The organism is Nonomuraea sp. NPDC048892 (genome assembly GCF_040649735.1).
In the GTDB taxonomy this organism is placed as follows: domain Bacteria; phylum Actinomycetota; class Actinomycetes; order Streptosporangiales; family Streptosporangiaceae; genus Nonomuraea; species Nonomuraea maheshkhaliensis.
Window position 1 is genome coordinate 311,067 of the sequence record NZ_JBEZFZ010000001.1, and the last position, 22,306, is coordinate 333,372.

The following is a 22,306-nucleotide window of genomic DNA, read 5'->3' on the forward strand; positions in this document are numbered from 1 at the left end:
CCGGCCGGGTCACGACTTCGGTGCGGCGAAGGGGTTGGCGTTGGCGTGGTGGTGTCCCCAGACGTCAGGGCGGCCGAAGTCGTGCGGGACCCAGTCCTCGCCCACCTCGATGCCCGCGCAGCCGATCTCCAGGTGGAAGCCGCTGGGGTTGCGTACGTAGAAGGAGATCGCCTTGTCGTTCATGTGCCGGCCGAGGCTGATGGAGATCGGTACGTCGTTCTCCTTGGCCCGGTCGTAGGCCCGGCCGACGTCGTCGATCGAGCCGTGCTCGAACTCCAGGTGATGGATGGACGCATTCTCCGCACTGGCCAGGGCGATGCTGTGGTGGGTGCGGTTGCAGCGGAAGAAGAACAGGCCGGGGGCGCGGTAGTCGGTCAGCTTGAACTCCAGCACCGACTCGTACAGCTCGCGCAGCTCCTGGAGCTTGGGGCTGGCCAGGACGAAGTGCCCTAGACCGGTCGTGCCGGGACCGCCGGGCGGGCGGGCGGCGGCGATGCGTACCTTGGCCTCACCGACCGCGAGTTCCACGCGGTAGCCGACCGGGTCGGTGAACCAGCGCAGGTGGGTGGCGCCGCGCAGCTCCCTCTCCTCCGCGGTGCCCTCCGCGACGGTGAAGCCTGCGTCCGTGAGCCGCCGGGTGAGCCGGTCGAGCTCGCCCGGCGTGTCGACGATCCAGCCCAGCTCGCGCGGGCTGTCCTCGGTGGACGGATAGAGGGCCACGCGGTATTTGAACTCGTCGAGCTCGGCCAGGGCGACCTCGTCGGTGCCGGACTTGGCGAGGGTGACGCCGATCCCCAGAGTACGGCCGAGCAGGTCGGTCCACGCCTCGACGTCGGTGACGTTGAGGCCGACGTAGCCCAGCTTCCTGATACCCACGGTGTGTCATCCCTCCGATGCGGCGGCTGCTCCGCCCTGCAGAAACTCGCGGACGATGTGGTTGAACTCGGGCGCGCGCTCGTACTGGACCCAGTGCCGGCAGTGCGGCAGCACGCGCAGTTCCGCGTCCGGGATCCCGTCGAGGATCTTGGGCGCCCAGGTCAGGGGGACGGTCTGGTCCTCCCTGCCCCACACGAGCAGCGTGGGGGCGGCGATGAGGCCCAGGTCGTGGGTCAGGTCGCCGAAGTTCGGGGGAATCGGCAGCTCGGGGTGGGCGCGCAGGCTCGCCTCGTAGCGCTCGTCGATGAGTTCCTCGGTCGCGAGGCTCTCGTCGTAGACCATGAGCCGGACGAACTCGGCCATGGCCTCGCGCGACGGCTTGGCGGCGGCCATGTAGGCGAAGAGGCGGTCCAGGCCGACGGGCCAGGGCGGCGCGTCCGCCGGGAGGACTCCGCCCGGCGCCATGAGAACGAGCCGGTCCACGCGCTCCGGGTGGAGCATCGCGATCCGCATCGCCACGGCGCCGCCGTAGGAGTTGCCGACCAGGTGGGCCCGCTCGATCCCCAGCGCCGTCATCGCCCGGCACACCCGTTCTGCGGCGTGGAAGATCAGCGGCTCGTCCAGCTCGGGTCGCGGGGTGTCTCCCCATCCCGGCAGGTCGATCACGATGTTGCGGTAGTCGTCGAAGGCGGGCAGGTTGCCGCCGAAGTTGCTCAGACCGGTGGCGCCCGGTCCTGAGCCGTGCAGCCACACGACCGGGGCGCCGGCGCCGGCCTCGGTGTAGGCCAGGCGCAGGTCACCGACATCCAACGTGTTCGTCACTCCGCCGCCTCTCAGCTGGTGTATGTAGCGTTCACTATACAAATTTCGGCAGTGTTATCAAGAGTGACTTCGGTGCGGATTTCCTGAGGTCAGGCCTCGCTGTCGTCGAAGAGCCGCTGCGCGCCGTCGCGGTGCTCCGCGAGGCCGCGGACCAGGGCGACGAACGGCGTGACCTGCGAGCTGTAGGACATCTCGTCGAAGCTGTTGGTCACCGACAGACCGTCGGTCAGGGCGCGGCCGAGGATGGCCAGCCGCTGGACGAGGGCCTCGGCGGCCTCGCCGCCCTCGGGCGCGAAGATGGGCGTGAGCGCGTCGACCCAGGACGCGTGGGCGTAGTCGCGGATGCGGCGCACGGTCTTGCGCACCACCTCGGCGTCCTTCTGCGGCCCGACGCTGATCGCGACGAGCAGCCGGAGGTAGTCGGGCCGCCGGTCGAGCGAGCGGCACGCGGCCGAGAACCACGCTTCGAGCCGCTCCAGCGGCGCGAGGTCGTCGAACGAGGACGGATTGGGAAACAGCGCGTGCAGCTCGTCGAAGGTGCGCTCAAGGAGCGCCGCGAGGACGCCGAGCTTGTTGCCGAAGTGGTAGTAGATCGAGCTGGGCGGCAGCCCCGACTGTGCGCACAGGTCGGAGATGGCCATGCCGTCGTAGCCCTTTTCGCCGATGAGGGTGCGCGCCGCGTTCAAGATGACCTCGCGGCTGCTCAGACCGGCAGCGGCCGGCGCGGAGCCGGATTCCCTGACCATGCGGCCATGATAGATCCGCTCGGACGGCGGCACCCAAACGATGATCACAGAGCGCGGGGTGGAGCCGGTGGCCGGGCCGAAGGGGTCCGCAACGGCCCGGCCACCGGGGTTCAGGCGACGGTCGCGTCCAGGGTGACCGGGATGTTGCCGCGCGTCGCGTTGGAGTAGGGGCACATCGCGTGGGCGCCGTCGACGAGCGCGTCCGCCGTCGCCTGGTCCACGCCGGACAGCTCGATGTGCAGAGCGGCGCTGAGCGTGAACCCGCCCTCCGGAGTCGGGAGCACCTGCACCTCGGCGATGACCGCCGAGTCGGTGATCGGCGTCTTCCGCTGCGCGGCCACGGCCTTGAGCGCCGAGTGGAAGCAGGAGGCCCAGCCGGCCGCGAACAGCTGCTCCGGGTTGGTCGCGCCGCCGGGGCCACCCATCTCCTTCGGGATGGCCAGGGTGACGTCGAGCAGGCCGTCGTCGGTCCGCGCGTTTCCTCCCGCCCTGCCGTCCCCGGTAGAGGTGGCGATGCCGGTGTAAAGGGGTTGGCTCATGGTCGCGGTTCCTTCCTTAGAAGACCGAACGTTCTCCCTCAACACATCATGACGGCCTACCGCTCGAACGTCAAGACCGAACGTTCTACCTTTTTTGAAATCAACTCCGGCGCAGTGTGCGGGAGAGCCCGAGCGCGGCCGTGCGCACCGCCGGGGCGAGGTGGGCAGGCCGGAAGTGCTCGCGCGGCACCGCCACCGACAGCGCCGCGACGGGCTCGCCCACACCGGCGAACACCGGGGCGGCGATGCAGCTGATCCCGAGCGCCGCCTCCTGCTCCTCGTACGCGAGCCCCGACACCTGGGTCTGCTCCAGCGCCGTACGCAGCCGGAACGGATCGGTGACCGAGTACGGGGTCAGCCGCGGCAGCGGCGCGGCCAGGATCGCGTCCGCCAGCTCGGGCCCGGAGAACGCGAGCAGCGCCTTGCCGATCGCGGTGCACGTGAGCGGCAGCCGGCCGCCGATCCGGGACGGCAGGGGGACGGCGTCATGACCGTGGATGCGTTCGAGGTAGACGACGTCACGATCGTCGCGGATCCCGAAGTGCACGGTCTGGCGGGTGCTCTCGAACAGGTCCTGGAGGAACGGCAGCGCGCTCTCGCGCAGGTCGTGCCGGCGCGGGACGAGCGAGCCCAGCTCGAACAGCGTGCCGCCGAGCCGGTAGCGCTCCCCGTCGCGCTCCAGCAGGCCGAGCCGGACGAGGTCGCCGATCAGGCGGAAAGCCGTGGTCTTGGCCAGCCCCGCCCTGGCCGCGAGTTCCGTCAGACGGAACGAGCCACCGTCAGGGCGGTAGACGTCCAGGATGGACATGGCCTTGTCCAGCATGTTCACAGGTGGGCTGTTCCGGTGCACGGAACGAACTTTGGCACACGCCCGCTCCGCCGCCTATACCTGGGACGTTCACAGCCATCCCTTCGGAGGTCCGCCGATGCCCTCGACCCGCTCGCACCGGGAGCCACGATGAGCGCCACCGTCCAGAAGGCCGCGGACCTGCTCGCCACCGCGACCGCCACCGGCACGCCGTGCCCGCCGATCCGCGACCTGTTCGCCGACGGCGACATCGACGCCGCCTACGACGTCCAGCGGCGCAACAACGAGCGCCTGATCGCGGCCGGCCATCGCCTCACCGGGCGCAAGATCGGCCTGACCTCGCCGGCCGTGCAGCGCCAGCTCGGGGTGGACCAGCCCGACTTCGGGGCGCTGTTCGCCTCCATGGCGCTGGCCGACGGCGGCTCCGTACCGGCCGGGCGGCTGCTCCAGCCCAAGATCGAGGCGGAGATCGCGCTGGTCCTCGGCGCCGACCTGACCGGTCCCGGCTGCACGCCGGCCGACGTACGCGCGGCGACGGCCTCGGTCCGGCCCGCGCTGGAGATCGTGGACAGCCGGATCGCCGGCTGGGACATCACGATCGTCGACACGGTGGCCGACAACGCCTCCTCCGGGCTGTTCGTCCTCGGCGACGATCACCTGTCCATCGAGGAGGTCGAACCGGCGGACGTCTCGATGCGGATGTACCGGGGCGATGAGCTGGTCTCGGAGGGCACCGGCCGCGACTGCCTGGGCGACCCGCTCAACGCCGCGGCCTGGCTGGCCTCGACGCTGGCCCGCCGCGGCGAACCCCTGCGCGCCGGCGACGTCGTCCTCACCGGGGCCCTGGGCCCCATGGTCCCCGCCGTGCCCGGCGACGTCTTCACCGCGCGGATCTCCGGCCTGGGCTCCGTCACCGTCGGCTTCGGGGAAGCGGCGTGAGCGCGCTCGCCAAGGTGGCGATCATCGGCTCGGGCAACATCGGCACCGACCTCATGATCAAGGTGCTGCGGCTGTCGGACCGGCTCGGCCTGGCCGCCATGGCCGGCATCGACCCCCAGTCCGACGGGCTGGCCAGGGCGCGCCGCCTCAAGGTCGCCACGACCCACGAGGGTGTGGACGGACTCGTCCGGCTGGACGAGTTCGCCGAGGTCGAGTACGTCTTCGACGCGACCTCGGCCGGCGCGCACCGGCGCCACGACGAGGTCCTGCGCCCCCTGGGCCGCACCGTCATCGACCTCACCCCGGCGGCGCTCGGGCCCTACGTCGTGCCGCCGGTCAACCTGGACGAGCACCTCGACGCCCCGAACGTCAACATGGTCACCTGCGGCGGCCAGGCCACGATCCCGATCGTGGCGGCGGTCGGTGCGGTCACCCCGGTGCACTACGGCGAGATCGTCGCCTCGATCTCCTCCCGTTCTGCGGGACCGGGCACGCGGGCCAACATCGACGAGTTCACCGAGACCACCGCGTCGGCGATCGAGCGGGTCGGGGGCGCGGCGCGGGGCAAGGCCATCATCGTGCTCAACCCGGCCGAGCCACCGCTGATCATGCGTGACACCGTCCACTGCCTCGTCTCCGACGCCGACACCGAAGCGATCACCGCATCGGTCGAGGCGATGGTCGGGCGGGTGCAGGCGTACGTGCCCGGCTACCGGCTCAAGCAGAAGGTGCAGTTCGAGACCGTCGCCGCCGACGACCCGCTGCACCGGCTGATCCCGCCCGGCGCGCCCGGCGGCGGGATCAAGGTGTCGGTGTTCCTGGAGGTCGAGGGCGCCGCGCACTATCTGCCCGCCTACGCGGGCAACCTCGACATCATGACCTCGGCCGCCCTGCGGGCCGCCGAGCGGATCGCCGCCCACCGCAAGGAGAGCAGCTCATGACGGACCAGCCGACGAGCCGGACAACGAGCCGGCCTTCAACCGGCCAGCCGATCACGAGCCTTTACGTCCAGGACGTGACCCTGCGGGACGGCATGCACGCCATCCGGCACCGCTACACCGTCGAGCAGGCGCGCTCGATCGCCGCCGCGCTGGACGCGGCGGGCGTGGCCGCCATCGAGATCGCGCACGGCGATGGACTGTCCGGTTCGAGCATCAACTACGGGGTCGGCGCGCACACCGACTGGGAGTGGATCGAGGCGGTCTGCGACGTCACCCGGCGGGCCGTGCCGACCACCCTGCTCCTGCCCGGCATCGGCACCCTGCACGACCTGCGCCAGGCGCACCGGCTCGGCATCCGCTCGGTCCGGATCGCCACGCACTGCACCGAGGCCGACATCTCCGCGCAGCACATCGCTGCCGCCCGCGAGCTGGGCATGGACGTGGCCGGCTTCCTGATGATGTCCCACATGGCCGAGCCGGCCCAGCTCGCCGCGCAGGCCAGGCTCATGGAGTCCTACGGCGCGCACTGCGTCTACGTGACCGACTCGGGCGGGCGGCTCACCATGGACGGCGTACGGGACCGGGTCCGCGCGTACCGGGACGTTCTTCGGCCAGAGACCCAGATCGGCATCCACGCCCACCACAACCTGGGGCTGGGCGTGGCCAACAGCGTGGTCGCGGTGGAGAACGGCGCCTGCCGCGTGGACGCCTCCCTGGCCGGGCAGGGCGCCGGGGCCGGCAACTGCCCCATCGAGGCGTTCGTCGCGGTGGCCGACCTGCTCGGTCTCGATCACGGCTGCGACCTGTTCCCGCTGATGGACGCCGCCGACGACCTCGTCAGGCCGCTGCAGGACCGCGAGGTGCGCGTCGACCGCGAGACGCTGACCCTCGGTTATGCCGGCGTCTATTCGAGCTTCCTGCGCCACGCCGAGGCAGCGGCGGCGCGTTACGGCCTGGACACCCGCTCGATCCTCGTCGAGGCGGGCCGGCGCGGCATGGTCGGAGGTCAGGAGGACCTGATCGCCGACATCGCCCTCGACCTCGCCGCGTCGTCCTCGTGACCGGACCGGACGATGATCATCCAAGGTCGGACAGGTCGGGGCCAGGCGAACCGTCCCCTCAGTCCAAGTCGGACAGGTCGAGGACGAAGCGGTAGCGGACGTCGTTGCGGCCGAGCCGGTCGAGCGCCTCGTTCACCCGCGCCGAGGGCAGCAGCTCGATCTCGGCCGTGATGCCGTGCTCGGCGCAGAACTCCAGCATGGCGGCGGTCGCGGGACGGCCGCCGCTGCCGGCGGAGCTGAGCTTCTTGCGCCCGACGAGCAGGTCCATGGTGTCCACGGTGACCGGCCCGAGGTGGCCGAGGTGGCTGAGCGTGCCGTCCATGGCGACCAACCGCAGGTACGGGCCGAGGTCGTGCGGAGCGGAGACGGTGTCGATGACGACGTCGAACGTGTCGCGCGCGGCGGCCAGTTGATCGGGATCGGTGGACACGACGAACCCCTGAGCGCCGAGCCTGCGGGCGTCGCCGGCCTTGCCGGCCGAGCGGCTGATGACCGAGGTCGTGGCGCCGAGTGCCACGGCCATCCTGACCGCGAGATGCCCGAGGCCGCCCAGCCCCGCCACGGCGACCCGGCTGCCGGGGCCCACGCCCAGGGCGCGCAGGGGCTCCCAGACGGTGACGCCGGCGCAGAGGAGCGGAGCCGCGGCGGCCGGGTCGAGGCCGGGCGGAAGCGGGTACGCGAAGCCTTCGCGGACGACGTACTCGCGGGAGAAGCCGCCCAGCGTGGTGGATCTGTCCTGCCGGTCGGTGCCGCCGTAGGTGAGGGTCGGGAAGGCGCGGCAGAAGTTCTCCTGGCCCGCCCGGCACATGGCGCACTCGCCGCACGAATCGACGATGTTGCCGACCGCGACGGGGTCGCCGGGGGCGAAACGGGTGACGGCGGGCCCGGTCTCGGTCACCACGCCGGTGAACTCGTGGCCCGGCACCAGGGGCTCGCCGGCGGAGCCGTCGTGGTGGCGGATCGCGTGCAGGTCGCTGTGGCAGACGCCGCAGTAGTCGATCCGGACCGCGAGGTCGTCGGGGCGCAGGTCGCGCCGTTTCAGCTCGGTGCGCCGCAGCGTCGCCGGGCCGTTCAGCTGCCATCCGGTCGTCGTACGCACAACGGTTCTCCCTAAACAGACTGTTCGGTTTATTCGATCGTAGGCACGCTCGGCCGCCGAAAGCAAACCAACTGTTCTGTCTGGTAGCGTGAACGACCATGGCGGACCAGCCCCTGACCACACGCGGCGCCGCGACGTACCAGCGCATCCTCGACGTGGCCACCCAGGAGTTCGCCCGGTACGGCATCGCCGGGGCCCGCATCGAGCGGATCGTGGCCGCGGCGCGCACCAACAAGGCCCAGCTCTACGGCTACTTCGGCAACAAGGAACGGCTCTTCGACGCGATCTTCTTCGCTTCGCTGGAGCGGATCGTCAACGTCGTCCCCATCGACGCCGCCGACCTCGCCGACTGGGCCGTGCGCCTCTACGACGAATACCTCCGCCGCCCCGATCTCATCCGGCTGGCCACCTGGGCCCGGCTGGAGCGCCGGCCGACCGGCCTCCTCGTGGCGGAGCACGACCGCCTCGACGACCACAAGCTGCGGGCCATCGCCGAGGCCCAGGCGGCGGGGCGGGTGCGTCAGGGGGATCCGTTCGATCTGATGGCGCTGGTCATCGCGATGTCCATGGCCTGGTCGCCGGTGAGCAACGTCTACGCCGCGTCCGACGATGAGCCCGCCGAGGTGCACGAGCGCCGCCGTGACCTGCTCAGGGAGTCCGTACGGCGCGCCGTCGCGCCCGGCTGACGTCCCCTGGACGCCTTTCACCAGCTCAGCACCTTCGGACGTCCGGCAGGAATCGTCAGCCGGTCCTGCAGCATCCGCACGCCCAGCGGGACCAAGGCCACGCAGAGCAGGCCGGTGACCAGCACGTCGGGGATGGAGGCGCCCTTCAGCACGCCCATCCACGTGCCTCCTGCCAGCAGCACCATCACGGCGCGGGCGGTGCCGAAGACGCCTGAGCGCCAGGCGGCGACGGCCAGGAGGAGCGAGCCCGCGTACTGGCCGGCCGAGGCCCAGACGGGCACTCGCCACGGTCCGTAGGAGATGTCGACGTATTCCCGCATGATCGCGTTCGTCGCCTGGCCCGGCCCGAGGACCTCGGTGAGCTGGAAGGCGGTCTGGTCGGCACCGGCGAAGTACAGGCGGGCGAAGAGTCCGGCGACCAGCAGCGTGGCGCCCCAGAAGGCGAGGCCGCCGCCGACCCGCTGAGCCAGGGCGACGAAAGCGGGGAAGAGCGCCAGCGCCCCCAGTGCGAAGATCGCGTAGGCGAGAGTGAGCAGGGCGGGATCCGAGGCGTAGGCGAGGAGCTGACCGTAGGCGGCGAACGGCCGCGCCTCGGCCCAGGCCCGCTGCTGAGGGGTGAGAGCGGTGATCGTGCTCAGGTGGCGCAGCAGGTATCCGGCGCACAGGACGACCGGGCCCAGGACGAGCGTCGCACCACCGATCCACCGTCCGGGAAAGTGAGTGGTCACGGCGGTGAGCCTGTCAGGGGCGAGCCGGGTGACTCATCTGCCGATCGTCACCCGGCACCCCCTACGAAAGTCAGCTCCTTGAACACCAGCGGCCCCGTGATCACGAATGTGATCACGGGGCCGCTGCTTCTTGATCTGCTTCGCCAACGGTGTCTCACGAACGGCATCGGCCGCGCTTCACGAGGAGCTGGTACGGCGGCGGGGCCGGATCTGGCCGGTGCGCTTGGCCCGCCGCAACAGCACGATCGTGGGGACCAGGCAGACCACCAGGGCGAGCAGGCTGGCCTCGGGGCCGAAGATACCGCCGGTCAGCGCGGACGGGCCGGTCAGCGTGACGTTCAGCAGGCCGTGGACCGGGGCGTCCGAACCGGAGAGCGTGACCCCGAAGATCCCGACATGGGTGAAGTTCCAGGCGAAGTGCAGGCTGATGGGCAGCCACAGCGAGCGGGTGGCGACGTACGCGGCGGTCGTCATGGCTCCGCCGGTCAGGGCGATGGACAGCACACCCCACAGCGTGGCGTTGACGTTCACCAGGTGGGTCGCGCCGAACAGCAGCATGGACACGACCAGCGAGATCACGGTGCCGAGCCGTTCCTCCATGATCCGGAACAGGACCCCGCGGAACAGCAGTTCCTCGGCGACGGCGACGCTCGCCATCATGCCCACGGCGCCGAGGAGGCCGCCGAAGGAGCCCCAGGAGACGGCCTGCCAGCCGCCGAACACCGCGATCAGCGCCATCAGCCCGGTGAACAGCCCGAACCCGAGCAGCGTCCCCTGCCGCAGCCGAGCCCGCCGGTCCGCCTTGTCCAGTTCGGGGATGTCCTGGCGGAGCTCGACGGCGCCGGAGAGGCGGCGGTAGGCGACGACCGCCGCGACGGCCAGGCCGACGCCCACCGGCAGGGCCAGCACCGGGACGGGCGCGACGAGCTGGTTGATCCCGGCGATCACCGTCATCACGGCGAACAGCGCGACCAGCAGGACGGGAAGGCGGAAGGTACGCAGCCGGCGCCGGGTTGTGGACAGGCCGGCCTGCGGATGGATCTCCTGGTGCTCCGTGGACGCCACGATCGTGTTCCTCTCGGTCAGGTCTCCGCGGCGTTTTCCGCGGTGAGAAAAACACTAGAGATCGGGGTTTGACCTGCCATCCCCCTGTGACGGGCTTCGTACGGTAGCTCGTACGGGGGATCGCAGGCCTGTCAGTCCACTGGCGGGGGGTGGCTACACCAGCCCCGGCACCACGAAGGCGACGTCCTGGGGCAGCGCGAACAGACCCCGGCTCGCGCCCGTCCGCACGTCCACCGCGTAGACCACCGCGGCACCCCGGCTCGGGCGCCTGGCTCCGCCCGGGGTGACGTTCGCGGGCTCGGCGACGGCCATCAGGGTCACCTCCGTGGCGCTCAGCCAGCCGCCCAGCCGCGCGGGATACTGCCCTTCCGGCAGCCCGGAGACCGGGATACGGCGCTCCTCGCCGCCCCGCGTGGCGTCGATGGTCACGATGGATCCGTCCGGCCGCACCATCGGCCGCCGGTCCCGGTCGTAGGTCTGCCCCACCCTGGCCAGGGTGCGTCCGTCGGGCGCCAGGGCGCTGTAGTGGTAGGTGAAGTCGGGGATGGTGATCGGGTCGTGGCCGAGCACCCACACCTGGCTGGTGTCGTCGTACGGCTTGGCCAGCACCACGGGGCCGGAACCGTCCGCCACGCTCACCGGCCACCATCCGCGGGCCAGGTCGGTCACCGTGCCGCGCCGCACGTCCACCAGCTTGTTCGGCGCTCGCCGGCCGCCCCATCCTGACACGATGAACCGCAGCCCGTCGGGCGACAGGCGCAGCGCGTACTCGACCTCGAAGTCCTCCTCGGGCTGCTTCAGCGGCGACCGCCACGTCTTGCCGCTCGCCAGGTCGCGCACGACGATCCTGCCGTGCTTCGTGCTGTAGTACGCGATCCTGCGACCGTCCGCCGTGACCTGCAACGGCCCGGCCAGGTCGTCCCCGAGCCGGTAGGTGTCGCCCTGGTTCGTCACGATCCGCCAGGGGGTCTTCCCACAGGGGTCGCTGGAGCATGCCGCCCGGTAGGCGTACTGCACCGGCTCGACCCCGTCGGCGGGCAGCGGCAGCACCTTCGTCTCCGGCGGCGCCATCACGATCGGGGGCGCCGGACGAAGCCACGCCGACACGACTCCGCCTCCCACCACGGCCAGGCAGGTCAGCACGGCGCCGGTCAGCACGGCCAGCCGGGTCGTGCGCCTCCTGCGCGCGCCCCGCACCGCCCGCGCCGCCAGATCGACGGTGGGTGCCTGCTCGGCCAGCGCGTGCAGGTCCTCGCGCAACATGTCGTTCATCGGTACACCTCCTCGGGGGTGAGCCCGCGCAGCTTGGCCAGCGCGTAGTTGGTCTGGCTCTTGACGGTGCCGATCGAGACGCCCATGAGCCGGGCGGTCTCCCGCTCCGAGCGGTCCTCGTAGAAGCGCAGCACGATCACCGCGCGCTGCTTCGGCGTGAGCTTGGCCAGCGCGTCGCGGAGGGCCAGCCGGCGTACGGTCGCCTCGTCGTGCGGCTGTCCCGGCGTGGCCGGCTCGGGGAGTTCGGCTCCCGGCAACTCGGCCCGCTTGTGCCTGCGCCACGAGATCGTCTGGTTCACCAGGGCCTTGCGGGCGTAGGCCTCGGGGTTGCCGCCCTTGGCGAGTTTCGCCCAGTGGGAGGCGACCCGGGTGAAGACCGTCTGCAACAGGTCCTCGGCGAGGTGGGGGTCTCCGGTGAGCAGGTACGCGGTCCGCATCAGCGACTGCTGCCGGGCGTGCACGAACTCATGGAACCCCTCGTATCGGTCCATGTACGTGAACAACTCCGCCGAGGGACTCAGGGTTGGAACGCCCAACGTATGACCCGGGCCGCGCTAGTGGCGCGCTAGCGGGCCGGGCGAGCATCTGAGGTCATGGTTCACGTGCTGGTGGCGAGTCAGGCCCTGCTCGCCACGGTCTTCGTCGTCTCCGCGTACACGAAGCTGCGCAGCCGTGCCGCGCTGCGGTCCTTCGCCGCCACGCTGGGGGCGCTGCCCGGCCCGATCCGGTTCCCCGCCGCGCTGGCGACGGCGGTCGTGGAGGTCGTCGCCGCGGCCGGCCTGGTCGTGCTTCCGTGGGCGGGGCTGGCCGCCGGCGGGGGGCTGCTGGTCGCGTTCTCCGCGTGGATCGCCTTCTCCCTGCGCGGGGGGCGGCGCGAGCCGTGCCGGTGCTTCGGCGCGTCGGTGACGCCGCTCGGCCCGGTGCATCTGGTTCGGAACGGGCTGCTGCTGCTCGTGGTCGGGGTGGGTGCGGTGGCGCTGGCGTTCACCGGCGGGACCGTGACCGGGGCCGGTCTCGCTCTGGCGGTGCCGGCCGGGCTGGTCGGCGCCGTCCTCCTGATCGCCTTCGACGACCTCGCCGGCCTGTTCCTGCCGGTTTCTGGGAGTACGTGACGCCGTACGTGATCGCCGTCGTCGTCACCACAGGTGACGGCGAAAGCCGCCGCAGGGGGCGGCCCTGCGGCGGCGGTCTGGGGATGCGGCCCGTGGCCGGTCAGCGGTGGCGGGTGGCCTGGGCGGCGACGCGCTGGATGGCCTTGACGGCGACCTCGGGCTGGTCGACGTAGATGTAGTGCTCGCTGTTCTCGGCCGTGGTCAGCCTGCTGCGGGTGGACAGCTTGAGCCAGGCGCGCTGGCCCGCGGACCAGGCCCGCTCCAGCTTCGGCCCGTACGTGGGAATGGCGGCGAGGTACTGCTTGCCGTGCTTGAGCACCTCGACCGGGATCCGGCCGGCCGAACGGACCCTGCCGTCGGGGATGACCAGCTTCTCCGGGTTCTGCCCCGAGAAGATGGCGAGGTTCTGGGCGCGCAGTTCGGCGGCCGGGCCCGTGGCGGAGGCCGGGATGGCCTTCTTGAGGTCGGCGATCATGGTGGCCGGGGTCGCGTCCATCAGCACCAGGCCCTTGACCCGGTCGCGGTGCTCGGGGGCGTACCTGGCGGCGATCAGCCCGCCCAGCGAGTGCCCCGCCAGCACGACCGGCGCGTCACCGGCGATCCGGTCGAGCACCCCGGACAGGATCTTCCCGGTGCTCGTGAAGCTCTGCGGGCCGTCGGGCTGGTCGCTCGCCCCGGCGCCGAGCCGGTCGTAGGAGCACACCCGGTTCCTGCTGCTCAGCGTCTTCTGCAGCGCGGCCAGCTTCTCCACCCCGTCACCCGCGCCGTGCAGCAGCACCACGACCGGCTTGCCCCGCCCCTGGCGGCCCGAGCAGGACACGTTCACCTGCTTGCCCTCGACCTTGATCTTCTTGGTGCCGACGAACGGGTCGGCCTTGCGCCCGGCGAAGGGGTCCCAGCTCTCGGCGTTGGTCTTCGCGAAGGGGTCCCACTCGTCAGCCGAGGCAGCCGGTGCGCCAGCGATCCCCACGCCGACGACGGTGCAGCACAGTACGGCCGCAGCTGATGCCTTGAACGTGCGGAGCATGGCGTTCTCCCAGGTAGCTCATCGGCGCCGGGCGGATTCGCACCGGCGGTGGCGGGAAGCGGCTCGAACCGCTGTCGTCACGTCGACAACGCTAGGGAACCGGGGCACCACGGGTCGTCCCCGCACGGTGGACATTCGGGGATAGCTCGCACGGGGGACAAAGGCGCCGTACCTCGCTCCCACGCTGTGAAGGGCCGTACGCCAGAGCGTGGCGGAATGCTTACCCTCGCCCTACTTTGAGCGCGCCGTTTGCGGTAAAGACATCCAGCATTCGACAACGGCTTCGGGGGGATCTGTGCCGGATACGCCATCCGGGCGCGCTCATGAGCGGCACGCGTCCGCCGCGCGGAGCCGGGCGGGAGGCGGGCCACCCGGACCGTTTCGTCCAGGATTCTGGCGCAACCCTCCCGGACCCTTTCGTCCGGGCTTCTGGCGCAGCCCGCTGCGCGGTCCCTGGCTCACGTCGGTGCTCGGCCTGGTCCTGCTCGCCGGTTTGACCGTCGTCGCGCTCACCGGTCTGCTGTCGTACGCCGCGTACGACCCCCGGCTGCCCGGCAACGACACGACCCCGGGCAAGGGCCTGCTGGGCTTCTACCTGTTCGACTGGCCGACAAGCCCGGCCTGGCTGTACCGGGTCACCCAGGGCGCCCACGTCATCCTGGGGCTGACGCTGGTGCCGGTGCTGCTGGCCAAGCTGTGGTCGGTGATCCCCAAGCTGTTCGACTGGCCGCCGACGCGCTCGCTCGCCCAGGCCGTCGAGCGCGTCAGCCTGCTGCTCCTGGTGGGCGGCGCCGGGTTCCAGTTCGCCACCGGCATTCTCAACATCCAGCTCTTCTACGTCTTCCCCTTCTCCTTCTACCCGGCGCACCTGTACGGGGCATGGATCTTCCTGGCGGCGCTGGCCGTGCACGTGGGCGTACGGCTGCCGGCCGCGATCCGCGCGGTGCGGTCCAGGGACCTGCGCCGCGAACTGCGTACGGGCCTGGCCGGCACGCGGCCCGAGCCGCCCGACCCCGACGGCCTGGTGCCGGTGGACCCGGCGCCGCCCACCATGTCGCGGCGCGGCCTGCTGGCGTTCGTCGGCGGCGGCTCGGCGCTGATGTTCGGCCTGTCGGCGGGGCAGACGCTCGACGGGCCGCTGCGGCGCACGGCGTTGCTGGCGCCGCACGGGCGCGAGTACGGGACGGGGCCCAACGACTTCCAGGTCAACAAGACGGCGGCGAGCCTCGGCGTCACCGAGGCGGACACCGGTGACGCGTGGCGGCTGATGCTCGTAGGCGCCGGGCGGGCGCTGCTGACCAGGGCGGATCTGCTGGCGCTGCCGCTGCACACGTACGCGCTGCCGATCGCCTGCGTGGAGGGCTGGTCGACCGAGCAGGTCTGGACCGGCGTACGGCTGGCGGACCTGGCCCGGCTGGCCGGCATCCCGCCCGGGGCGGCGGAGGTCACGGCCAGGTCGGTGCAGCGCGTGGGCTACTTCGGCCAGGCCTCGCTCAGCGCCGGCCAGGTGTCCGACCCTCGTTCGCTGCTGGCACTGCGGGTGAACGGCGCCGATTTGTCCCTCGACCACGGGTTCCCCGCGCGGATCATCGTGCCGAACGCCCCGGGCGTGCACAACACCAAGTGGGTGCGGGAGCTGGAGTTCCGCCGGGAGCCCCGGTGAACCGCGACGCCGGTCGGCGGACGGGCCGCTGGACACGCCGGCGGGCTCGCCGGCGGGCGGACCGAGCGGCGGGCCAAGGGGCGGGCCAAGGGGCGGGCGCGTGGGCGAGGGTCTACGGGGCCGGGCCCTGGCATCTGCTGGGGCTGGTGGCCTGCTTCGTGGTCGCCGGTTACGCCGTCACCCGGGTGGTGGGGGCCGGCATCTGGCTGGGGTTCGCCGTGTGGTTCGTCGGCGCCGCCGTCTTCCACGATCTGGTGCTGTGGCCGCTGTACTCGGCGGCCGACGCCGTGCTCCGATCCCCTTCCAAACTCCGGGCGCGGCCGGACGGGCGGCCCCCGTTGATCAACCACGTGCGGGTGCCGGCCGCGCTGTCCTGCCTGTTGCTGCTGGTGTGGTTCCCGCTCGTCCTGCGCGGCGCCGAGCGCAACTACGTGGGCGCGGTCGGGCTGAGCACCTCCCCCTACCTGGCGCGGTGGTTGTGGATCACCGTGGCGCTCTTCGTCGTCTCGGCCCTGCTCTACGCGGTACGACGCTGGGCCGCAGGACGGCCGGATCGTTGAGCGGCGGCGCGATCGGCGATCCCGCGACGCTGTCGGACTGGCGGTCCTGCAGCGCGGTCTACGAGCACGGCCTGCGCGGCGGGCACGTGGAGGTCGAGTACGCCGACGGCCGCGTCCGGCCACTGGCCGCCGAGCGCTGGCTGCGCCCGATCGAGGGCGACGAGGACGTCCTGGCCCGGTGCGGCGGACCCACGCTGGACGTCGGCTCGGGCCCCGGCAGGCTGACCGTGGCGCTCACCCGCAGGGGCGTCCCCGCCCTCGGCATCGACGTCACGCCCCTCGCCGTCGAACTGACCCGCCGCGCGGGCGGCCCGGCCCTGCTGCGCTGCGTCTTCGACCCCCTTCCCGGCACGGGACGGTGGGCGGAGGCCCTCCTGACGGACGGCAACATCGGCATCGGCGGCGATCCGGTGGCGCTGCTCACGCGCCTGCGGCAACTGCTCAGACCGGGCGGAACGGTCATCGCCGAGGTACGCCCGCCCGGCTCGAAGAGCACGGTGGACCGGGTACGGCTGCGCCACGACGGCCGTACCGGCGACTGGTTCGCCTGGGCGACCGTCTCCGCCGACGACATCGGCCCCCTCGCCGCCCGCTGCGGGTTCCCCACCACCGAACGCTGGAACGCAGCCAGGCGCTGGTTCGCCGTCCTCTCATGACCGTTCCGGCAGCGAGAGCGCGGGCCAAACCCGCCTCGCCCGTACGACGGAGCCCGTGACCACTGCCAGGGCGGCGACCGCGTAGGCGACCGTGCCGACGTGCTCGTGGACACCCAGGTACGCGGCGGCGCCCGCCAGCGGGATGCCGAGCCACTCCCACCGCCCGTCGAAGGCGGCGAGCGCGACGATCAGCAGGCCGTACCAGGAGTAGCCGGGCGTGAACAGCAGGAACGCGACCCCGGTCACCACCAGGGCCCCGTGCCACGGCCGGTCGGGGTCACCCCGGCGCAGCACAAGCACGGCAGCCACCGCGAGCAGGACGAGGGCCGCGGGCAGCGCCGCCGCGCCGGGCAGGACCAGCCGCAGCAGCGCGTACCTGGCGCCGCCGCCGGTGTCCGTGTCGTCGTACCCCTCCTCGTCCAGGTAGCCGAAGAGGTAGCCGAGGACCGAGGCGCGGGACGCGAGCACGTACGGCAGATAGGCGAGCGCCACGACGAGGACGGCGGGCCCGACGACCGCCGGTGCCCCGAGCACCCGCCGCCGCGCGGAGAGCGCTCCTGGCAGGGCCAGCGCGGGCAGGAACTTGACCGCGATCGCCCCACCGAGCAGCAGGCCGCCCCAGATCCTGTGCCGGCTCAGCACGGTCATGGCGGCGACGGTGAGCAGGACGCCGAGGATGTCGACGTGGGCGTTGTTCACCGCCTCCAGCGGAACGGCGGGACACCACGCCCAGCACGCGGCCCTTCGCTTGACCGCCGCCAGCAGGACCAGCGACGTCCCGAACGCCAGCAGCGCCCCGCCGATCTGGAATGGTTCGTACCGTGCGCCTTCCGGCGAGAGCCGATACACGACCAGGAAGTACAGCTCGGCCAGCGGCGGGTAGATCGTGTGCACGTCGGGCCGGTTGATCAGCGTGCACGTGCGGGCGGCCGGCCCCGAGTGGACGGCGTAGCGGTAGGGAAAGTCGCAGTCCACGCCCTCGGGGAAGAGCCAGCGCTCCCGCAGCGGGATGAGCGCGGGATCGGCGGGCGCGTGGGCGTAAGGGGAGACACCCGCCGCCTGCACCCGGCCGTCCCAGACGTACCGGTAGGAATCGGTGCTGGTCGTCGGCGGCGCGAGCAGGCCCGTGGCGGTCACCGCAGCCGCTCCGGCGATCACCAGGAACGCCGCCTGACGGGCCGGCACCCTGCGCAGCGTCCACACCGCCGCCGCGAACAGCACCCAGGACACCGCGTACCAGCGGATCAGGCTCGCGCGCTCAGCGGGGTGACCGGCGCTCATCGTCAGCACGAGCGCGCCGACCAGGGCGAACAGCAGCACGACCGTCCCGGCGACCCGGCGGCGGGCCGCGCCGTCGAGCGTCATCTTCTCTCACCGCGTCTCGTGGAAACCCCTCTCCGGTGGCGCGGCCCGTCAGGCCAAGGGGGCGGTGGCGAACTCCTTCATTCCCTCGCTGAAGCCGATGCGTGCGTGGAAGCCGAGCTCAGCCCCCGCCCGGTCCGGCGCGGCCACGATGTGGCGGACGTCGCCCAGCCGGTACTCCCCGGTGACGACCGGATCCGGGCCCCCGTGCTGCGCCGACAGGGCCGCGGCCAGCTCGCCCACGGTGTGCGGGTGCCCGCTGGCGATGTTGTAGGCGGCCAGCGTTCCCGGCGCGCCACCGGCCAGGGCGGCCACGTTCGCGTCGGCGACGTCACGGACGTGGACGAAGTCGCGTCGCTGGCCCCCGTCCTCGAACACGCGCGGCGCCCGCCCCGCCTCCAGCGCCGACCGGAAGATCGCCGCCACGCCCGAGTACGGGGTGTCCCGCGGCATCCTGGGCCCGTACACGTTGTGGTAGCGCAGGGCGACGGCGGTGCCGCCGGTCTCACGCGCCCAGTTGGCGGCCAGATGCTCCTGCGCGAGCTTGGTGGTGGCGTAGGCGTTGCGCGGGTCCGTCCGCGCGTCCTCGTCGATGGCGGCCGGGAGCACGTCCGCGCCGCAGCGGGGACAGCGCGGCTCGAAGGAGCCCTTCGACAGGTCCTCGGCGGTACGGGGGCCGGGGCGGACCCGGCCGTGCCCGGCGCAGTCGTAGGCGCCTTCGCCGTAGACCACCATGGAGGAGGCCAGCACGAGCCGCCCCACCCCGTGGCGGGCCATCGCGGCCAGCAGCACCGCCGTGCCGTACACGTTGGCCGCGGCGTAGTCGGGCAGATCGGCCACGTCGACGCCGAGCCCGACCTTGGCCGCCTGGTGCACGACCGCGTCGGCGTCCGCCAACGGCCGGGCGAGCGCGGCTGCGTCGCGTACGTCGTCGCCGCACCGCAGGTCGAAGGCGGTCACCTCGTGGCCCCGCGCCTCCAGCGCCTCGACCACGTGACTTCCGATGAACCCGGCCGCACCCGTCACCAGCACCCTCATCGCGGCACCCCCAGCCCGGCCAGCGCGGCGGCGTAGCGGGACCCGGGGACGAGCGCCGCCACCTCGACCGCGTCCGCCATGGTGTCCACGTCGGTCAGGGAGGGCAGCGTGGCCACGCTCATCCCGGCCTCCTTCAGTCCGCGCAACAGGATCTCTCCGGTGGACGGCGTCGACATCGGTACTCCCACCAGCAGTGCCGGGTCGGGGTCGCGGAGCCCGAGCAGCCAGAAACCGCCGTCGGTCGCGGGGCCGAACACCGCGTCGTGGCCGCCGAGCAACCCCAGGGCGTCGGCCAGCAGGGAGGCGGTGACCTGCGGGGTGTCCATGCCGATGAGCACCGTGGGTGCCGGCCGCAGCCGGTGAGTGTCCTCGAAGGCCGCGGCCAGCCGTTCGTCCAGACCACCGCCCCGCTGCGGCAGCACGGTGAAGCCTGGAGGAAGCCAGGGGCCGGGGGCGCCGTCGAGCGCGAGCACCCGGCCGGCGGCCGGCACCCGGGCGACGGTACGCAGCGTGTCCTCCAGCGCGGCGCGGGCCAGCCCGGCGGCCTCTTCGGGGGTGAGCGGCGGCACGAGCCGCGTCTTCACCCACCCCGGCACGGGCTCCTTGGCGATCACGATGATCTGCCCGCGAAGAACACCGTCTTCGCGATCCGCGTTCACGCGCCGCCGCCCATCGCGCCACCGTGCGTCGCGCCGGCGCCGTTCGCCCGGCCGTACGCCGCGTTCACGCGGTCCCGTTCTGGCGGAGCATGACGCGGCGCATGTCGCCGACCGCCCGCAGCGTGCCGCGTACCGTACCGGTGACCTTGGATCTGCCCTGGCGGGGCAGGTAGTCGACGTCGGTCTCGCCGATGCGCCAGCCCGCCGCGCCCGCCCGCAGCACCATCTCCAGCGGGTAGCCGAAGCGCCGGTCCACCAGCCCGAGCGCGAGCAGTGGCAGGCGTTCGCAGGCCCGCATCGGCCCCAGGTCGCGCAGCCGGACCCCGGTACGGCGGTGCAGCCCCCTGGCCAGTACGGCGTTGCCGAGCCGCGCGTGCACCGGCCACGACGCCCCCGGCTTCAGGACCCGCCGGCCCAGGATCAGATCGGCCTCCCCCGCCACCACGGGATCGCACACCCTGGACAACTGCTCGGGATCGAGCGACGCGTCGGCGTCCATGAAGCACACGACGTCCGACACCGCGGCCGCGAGGCCCGCGTGGCAGGCGGCGCCGAACCCGGGCCGGGGCTCGCGCACCACCGTCGCGCCGAGCTCGGCCGCGATCCGCGCGGAGCCGTCGGTCGAGCCGTTGTCCACGACGATCGGATGGAAGCCGTCCGGCATCCGCCCGAGCACCCACGGCAGGGCGGCCGCCTCGTTGAGGCAGGGCAGCACCACGTCGATCTTCATGTCACCGACGTTATGGAGACATCCGCCCGCACACCCTGACGAACGGTGCCGTCTTTCCGAGTGTTGACCTGCCCAGAAGGCATTCCTGGCCGTCGCAGAGGCGCCGGACGGTACCCCTGGCTATACCCCCATTGGCCCGTACGCGGGAACGACTCGAAGGGCCCTCCGCTGATGTGCTGATCACTGTCAGTCAAGCGCTCCCCAAGGAGAGAGAGAAATGACAGTCGACAGCCGGCCGGTGGCCGAGCAGCATCCGGGACAGGCCGGTCTCGGGGGTTTCATCCGCCGGCGTCCGCTGGTCAGCTTCTTCGTCCTGGCCAACCTGCTGAGCTGGGTCGCCTGGGTGCCGTACGTCCTGTCCACGAACGGCCTCGGCGTCCTGAACTTCAGCTTCCCCGAGTTCCTCGGCACCTCGCAACTGCTCGGCGTGCTCCCCGGCGCCTACCTCGGCCCCATCTTCTCCGCCTACCTGGTGACCAGGGTCGCGGAGGGCAAGGAGGGCGTGCGCCGATGGATCGGGCGGATGACCAAGTGGCGGGTCAGCTGGGTCTGGTACCTGGTGACCGCGCTCGGTGTCCCCGCCGCCATCGTCGTCACCGGTCTCGCGCTCTCCGACGAGAAGATCAGCATGCCGTCCGTCGCCGTGCTGGTGGCGTACGTGCCGGGTCTGCTGCTCCAGATGGTCACCACGGGTCTGGCGGAGGAGCCGGGCTGGCGTGACTTCGCCCTGGCCCGCATGCAGCGCAAGTTCGGCCCGCTGGGCGCCACCGTCATCCTCGGCCCGCTGTGGGGTGTGTGGCACCTGCCGCTGTTCCTGAGCGAGTGGGGCGGGTGGCCGGACGTCACCTGGCTGCGGGTCGCCGAGTTCGTCGCCTTCGCCTGCGTCTTCAGCGTGGTCGTCACCTGGGTGTTCAACCGGACCGGCCAGAGCCTGCCCCTGATCATGCTGCTGCACGTCAGCGTCAACAACTTCATGTCGATCGCCTACTCGGAGGTGTTCCCGACGCTCGCCACGGCCGAGCAGGCGTCCCGCGTCACCCTGCTGGCCGGCACCGCGGCGGCGATCCTGGTGCTCGCCGCGACCCGAGGCCGCCTCGGCTACCGCCCGCCCGCGGAGCCGGCGCATCAGAGCTGAACGCGAGCGGGTGCGGGACCGAGATCGGTCCCGCACCCGCCGCGCTCGTCCGGACGGTCAGGGAGAGACGACTTCCAGGTCACCCGAGTCGCTGGTCAGCTCGATCAGGCGGGGCGCCGAGTCGTCGACGGAGGCCTTGATGTTCTTGCCGCCCGAGTCGGTCGTGGCGACCACCTTGTACGGCCCCTCCGGCACGTGGACCGAGATCCGGCCCGAGTCGGTGGTGGTGGTGACCTTGTCGGGCGCCCCGGTGAACGTGAGCCCGACCTGACCGGAATCGGTCTTCGCGGCGACCTGCCTGCCGGACAGCCCTTCGGCCTCGATCGCCCCAGAGTCGGATCGCGCGTCCAGCTCGCCGGACAGGCCGGTCAGCGTCAGGGCGCCGGAGTCGGAGGTGACCTTGACCCGCAGCCCCTTGGGCACCTCGACCTTGTAGCTCACGTCGCAGGACGTGCCCGCGGCCCCCCATCCCCAGGTGGAGGGGCAGTCGAAGCTCAGGGCGAGCGTGTCACCCCGCACCTGGTGGCTGGTCTCCGGCTTGTTCTTGCGCCAGCTCAGCACCTCGGTCACGTGGATGCCCTGCCGCTGCGACTCCACCACCTCGATCGAGCCGGAGTCGGTCTCCACCTGGAGGGCCGCCACCTTGTCGGCGACGTCGTACGCGACGGTGTCCTGCTCCGCCGGACCGCCGATCCCGCACCCCGTCAGCGCCACCGCCACGCCCAGCAGACCCGCGATCGTGGCCACACGCTTCATCCTCATGTCCCCCGATTCTGCGGCAC

The 22,306-nt window shown here is 72.0% G+C and carries 25 protein-coding genes; 9 read left to right on the forward strand and 16 right to left on the reverse strand.

The window, feature by feature from the left end; translation table 11 throughout:
* Positions 1–9: 9 nt before the first annotated feature.
* The 5 genes from AB0C28_RS01485 to AB0C28_RS01505 all read right to left on the reverse strand — a co-directional run bounded on the left by AB0C28_RS01485 (position 10) and on the right by AB0C28_RS01505 (position 3,833).
* Entirely contained in the window at positions 10–876 is an 867-nt protein-coding gene (locus tag AB0C28_RS01485; protein ID WP_357840123.1) for a VOC family protein, read from the reverse strand.
* A gap of 6 nt (positions 877–882) precedes the next feature.
* Positions 883–1,698 (reverse strand): alpha/beta fold hydrolase, encoded by an 816-nt coding sequence (locus tag AB0C28_RS01490; protein ID WP_357840120.1) that lies wholly within the window; start codon positions 1,696–1,698, stop codon positions 883–885.
* An 89-nt stretch (positions 1,699–1,787) separates the two neighbouring features.
* Entirely contained in the window at positions 1,788–2,444 is a 657-nt protein-coding gene (locus AB0C28_RS01495) for a TetR/AcrR family transcriptional regulator (protein WP_357840117.1), read from the reverse strand.
* A gap of 110 nt (positions 2,445–2,554) precedes the next feature.
* Positions 2,555–2,983, reverse strand: coding sequence for an organic hydroperoxide resistance protein (locus tag AB0C28_RS01500; protein ID WP_357840114.1), 429 nt, complete (start codon positions 2,981–2,983; stop codon positions 2,555–2,557).
* Between the two features lie 100 nt (positions 2,984–3,083).
* Positions 3,084–3,833: an IclR family transcriptional regulator gene (locus tag AB0C28_RS01505; RefSeq protein ID WP_358072662.1), complete on the reverse strand. Its 750-nt coding sequence runs from the start codon at positions 3,831–3,833 to the stop codon at positions 3,084–3,086.
* Positions 3,834–3,941: 108 nt separating this feature from the next.
* On the opposite strand from AB0C28_RS01505, the gene AB0C28_RS01510 reads away from it, so the two are divergent.
* The 3 genes from AB0C28_RS01510 to dmpG are packed head-to-tail and all read left to right on the forward strand — an operon-like array spanning position 3,942 to position 6,732.
* A complete protein-coding gene (locus AB0C28_RS01510; RefSeq protein ID WP_357840108.1) occupies positions 3,942–4,730 on the forward strand; it encodes a fumarylacetoacetate hydrolase family protein in 789 nt (262 codons plus the stop codon).
* Complete coding sequence (locus AB0C28_RS01515) at positions 4,727–5,671, forward strand: acetaldehyde dehydrogenase (acetylating) (protein ID WP_358072664.1); 945 nt, start codon at positions 4,727–4,729, stop codon at positions 5,669–5,671. The genes AB0C28_RS01510 and AB0C28_RS01515 overlap by 4 nt, the downstream gene beginning before the upstream one ends.
* The gene (gene dmpG / locus AB0C28_RS01520) at positions 5,668–6,732 is read left to right on the forward strand and encodes a 4-hydroxy-2-oxovalerate aldolase (protein WP_357840102.1); all 1,065 of its coding nucleotides are present in this window, start codon (positions 5,668–5,670) and stop codon (positions 6,730–6,732) included. Before AB0C28_RS01515 ends, dmpG begins: the two co-directional genes overlap by 4 nt.
* 58 nt (positions 6,733–6,790) lie before the next feature.
* Here the strand turns inward: dmpG and AB0C28_RS01525 are convergent, their stop codons facing one another.
* On the reverse strand, positions 6,791–7,831 hold the full coding sequence (locus AB0C28_RS01525) for an NAD(P)-dependent alcohol dehydrogenase (RefSeq protein ID WP_358072666.1): 1,041 nt from the start codon (positions 7,829–7,831) through the stop codon (positions 6,791–6,793).
* Positions 7,832–7,929: 98 nt separating this feature from the next.
* On the opposite strand from AB0C28_RS01525, the gene AB0C28_RS01530 reads away from it, so the two are divergent.
* Positions 7,930–8,517 carry a TetR family transcriptional regulator gene (locus AB0C28_RS01530; RefSeq protein ID WP_357840097.1) on the forward strand — a complete coding sequence of 196 codons (588 nt, stop codon included), beginning with the start codon at positions 7,930–7,932 and terminating at the stop codon, positions 8,515–8,517.
* A gap of 17 nt (positions 8,518–8,534) precedes the next feature.
* On the opposite strand, the gene AB0C28_RS01535 is transcribed toward AB0C28_RS01530, so the two are convergent.
* From AB0C28_RS01535 to AB0C28_RS01550, 4 genes are all read right to left on the reverse strand, one after another.
* Positions 8,535–9,245 (reverse strand): hypothetical protein, encoded by a 711-nt coding sequence (locus AB0C28_RS01535; RefSeq protein WP_358072668.1) that lies wholly within the window; start codon positions 9,243–9,245, stop codon positions 8,535–8,537.
* A 177-nt stretch (positions 9,246–9,422) separates the two neighbouring features.
* Positions 9,423–10,310 carry a CPBP family intramembrane glutamic endopeptidase gene (locus AB0C28_RS01540; RefSeq protein WP_357840091.1) on the reverse strand — a complete coding sequence of 296 codons (888 nt, stop codon included), beginning with the start codon at positions 10,308–10,310 and terminating at the stop codon, positions 9,423–9,425.
* Positions 10,311–10,463: 153 nt separating this feature from the next.
* Positions 10,464–11,582 (reverse strand): hypothetical protein, encoded by a 1,119-nt coding sequence (locus AB0C28_RS01545; RefSeq protein WP_357840088.1) that lies wholly within the window; start codon positions 11,580–11,582, stop codon positions 10,464–10,466.
* Positions 11,579–12,073: a SigE family RNA polymerase sigma factor gene (locus AB0C28_RS01550; protein WP_358072670.1), complete on the reverse strand. Its 495-nt coding sequence runs from the start codon at positions 12,071–12,073 to the stop codon at positions 11,579–11,581. The genes AB0C28_RS01545 and AB0C28_RS01550 overlap by 4 nt, the downstream gene beginning before the upstream one ends.
* Before the next feature lie 102 nt (positions 12,074–12,175).
* Between AB0C28_RS01550 and AB0C28_RS01555 the strand changes: the two genes are divergently transcribed.
* Entirely contained in the window at positions 12,176–12,694 is a 519-nt protein-coding gene (locus AB0C28_RS01555; RefSeq protein WP_357840082.1) for a MauE/DoxX family redox-associated membrane protein, read from the forward strand.
* 100 nt (positions 12,695–12,794) lie between these two features.
* Here the strand turns inward: AB0C28_RS01555 and AB0C28_RS01560 are convergent, their stop codons facing one another.
* Positions 12,795–13,721 (reverse strand): alpha/beta fold hydrolase, encoded by a 927-nt coding sequence (locus AB0C28_RS01560; RefSeq protein ID WP_357840079.1) that lies wholly within the window; start codon positions 13,719–13,721, stop codon positions 12,795–12,797.
* 466 nt (positions 13,722–14,187) lie between these two features.
* Between AB0C28_RS01560 and AB0C28_RS01565 the strand changes: the two genes are divergently transcribed.
* Genes AB0C28_RS01565 through AB0C28_RS01575 form a run of 3 tightly spaced genes read left to right on the forward strand, consistent with a single transcriptional unit; the run spans position 14,188 to position 16,600 of the window.
* A complete protein-coding gene (locus AB0C28_RS01565) occupies positions 14,188–15,384 on the forward strand; it encodes a molybdopterin-dependent oxidoreductase (protein ID WP_358072672.1) in 1,197 nt (398 codons plus the stop codon).
* Positions 15,381–15,944, forward strand: a complete 564-nt coding sequence (locus AB0C28_RS01570; RefSeq protein WP_358072674.1) for a hypothetical protein — start codon at positions 15,381–15,383, stop codon at positions 15,942–15,944. Before AB0C28_RS01565 ends, AB0C28_RS01570 begins: the two co-directional genes overlap by 4 nt.
* Positions 15,941–16,600: a class I SAM-dependent methyltransferase gene (locus AB0C28_RS01575; RefSeq protein ID WP_357840070.1), complete on the forward strand. Its 660-nt coding sequence runs from the start codon at positions 15,941–15,943 to the stop codon at positions 16,598–16,600. The genes AB0C28_RS01570 and AB0C28_RS01575 overlap by 4 nt, the downstream gene beginning before the upstream one ends.
* Here the strand turns inward: AB0C28_RS01575 and AB0C28_RS01580 are convergent.
* The 4 genes from AB0C28_RS01580 to AB0C28_RS01595 form a co-directional block, all read right to left on the reverse strand.
* Complete coding sequence (locus tag AB0C28_RS01580) at positions 16,595–17,965, reverse strand: glycosyltransferase 87 family protein (RefSeq protein WP_358072676.1); 1,371 nt, start codon at positions 17,963–17,965, stop codon at positions 16,595–16,597. The two genes, AB0C28_RS01575 and AB0C28_RS01580, sit on opposite strands and share 6 nt — an antisense overlap.
* 48 nt (positions 17,966–18,013) lie before the next feature.
* The gene (locus tag AB0C28_RS01585) at positions 18,014–19,000 is read right to left on the reverse strand and encodes an NAD-dependent epimerase/dehydratase family protein (RefSeq protein WP_358072678.1); all 987 of its coding nucleotides are present in this window, start codon (positions 18,998–19,000) and stop codon (positions 18,014–18,016) included.
* A complete protein-coding gene (locus tag AB0C28_RS01590) occupies positions 18,997–19,659 on the reverse strand; it encodes a TIGR04282 family arsenosugar biosynthesis glycosyltransferase (RefSeq protein WP_358072680.1) in 663 nt (220 codons plus the stop codon). Before AB0C28_RS01590 ends, AB0C28_RS01585 begins: the two co-directional genes overlap by 4 nt.
* 64 nt (positions 19,660–19,723) lie before the next feature.
* Positions 19,724–20,389: a glycosyltransferase family 2 protein gene (locus tag AB0C28_RS01595; protein ID WP_357840059.1), complete on the reverse strand. Its 666-nt coding sequence runs from the start codon at positions 20,387–20,389 to the stop codon at positions 19,724–19,726.
* Between the two features lie 217 nt (positions 20,390–20,606).
* On the opposite strand from AB0C28_RS01595, the gene AB0C28_RS01600 reads away from it, so the two are divergent.
* Complete coding sequence (locus tag AB0C28_RS01600; RefSeq protein WP_358072682.1) at positions 20,607–21,524, forward strand: type II CAAX endopeptidase family protein; 918 nt, start codon at positions 20,607–20,609, stop codon at positions 21,522–21,524.
* 57 nt (positions 21,525–21,581) lie between these two features.
* Here the strand turns inward: AB0C28_RS01600 and AB0C28_RS01605 are convergent, their stop codons facing one another.
* The gene (locus tag AB0C28_RS01605) at positions 21,582–22,286 is read right to left on the reverse strand and encodes a DUF4097 family beta strand repeat-containing protein (protein ID WP_357840053.1); all 705 of its coding nucleotides are present in this window, start codon (positions 22,284–22,286) and stop codon (positions 21,582–21,584) included.
* Positions 22,287–22,306: the final 20 nt, after the last annotated feature.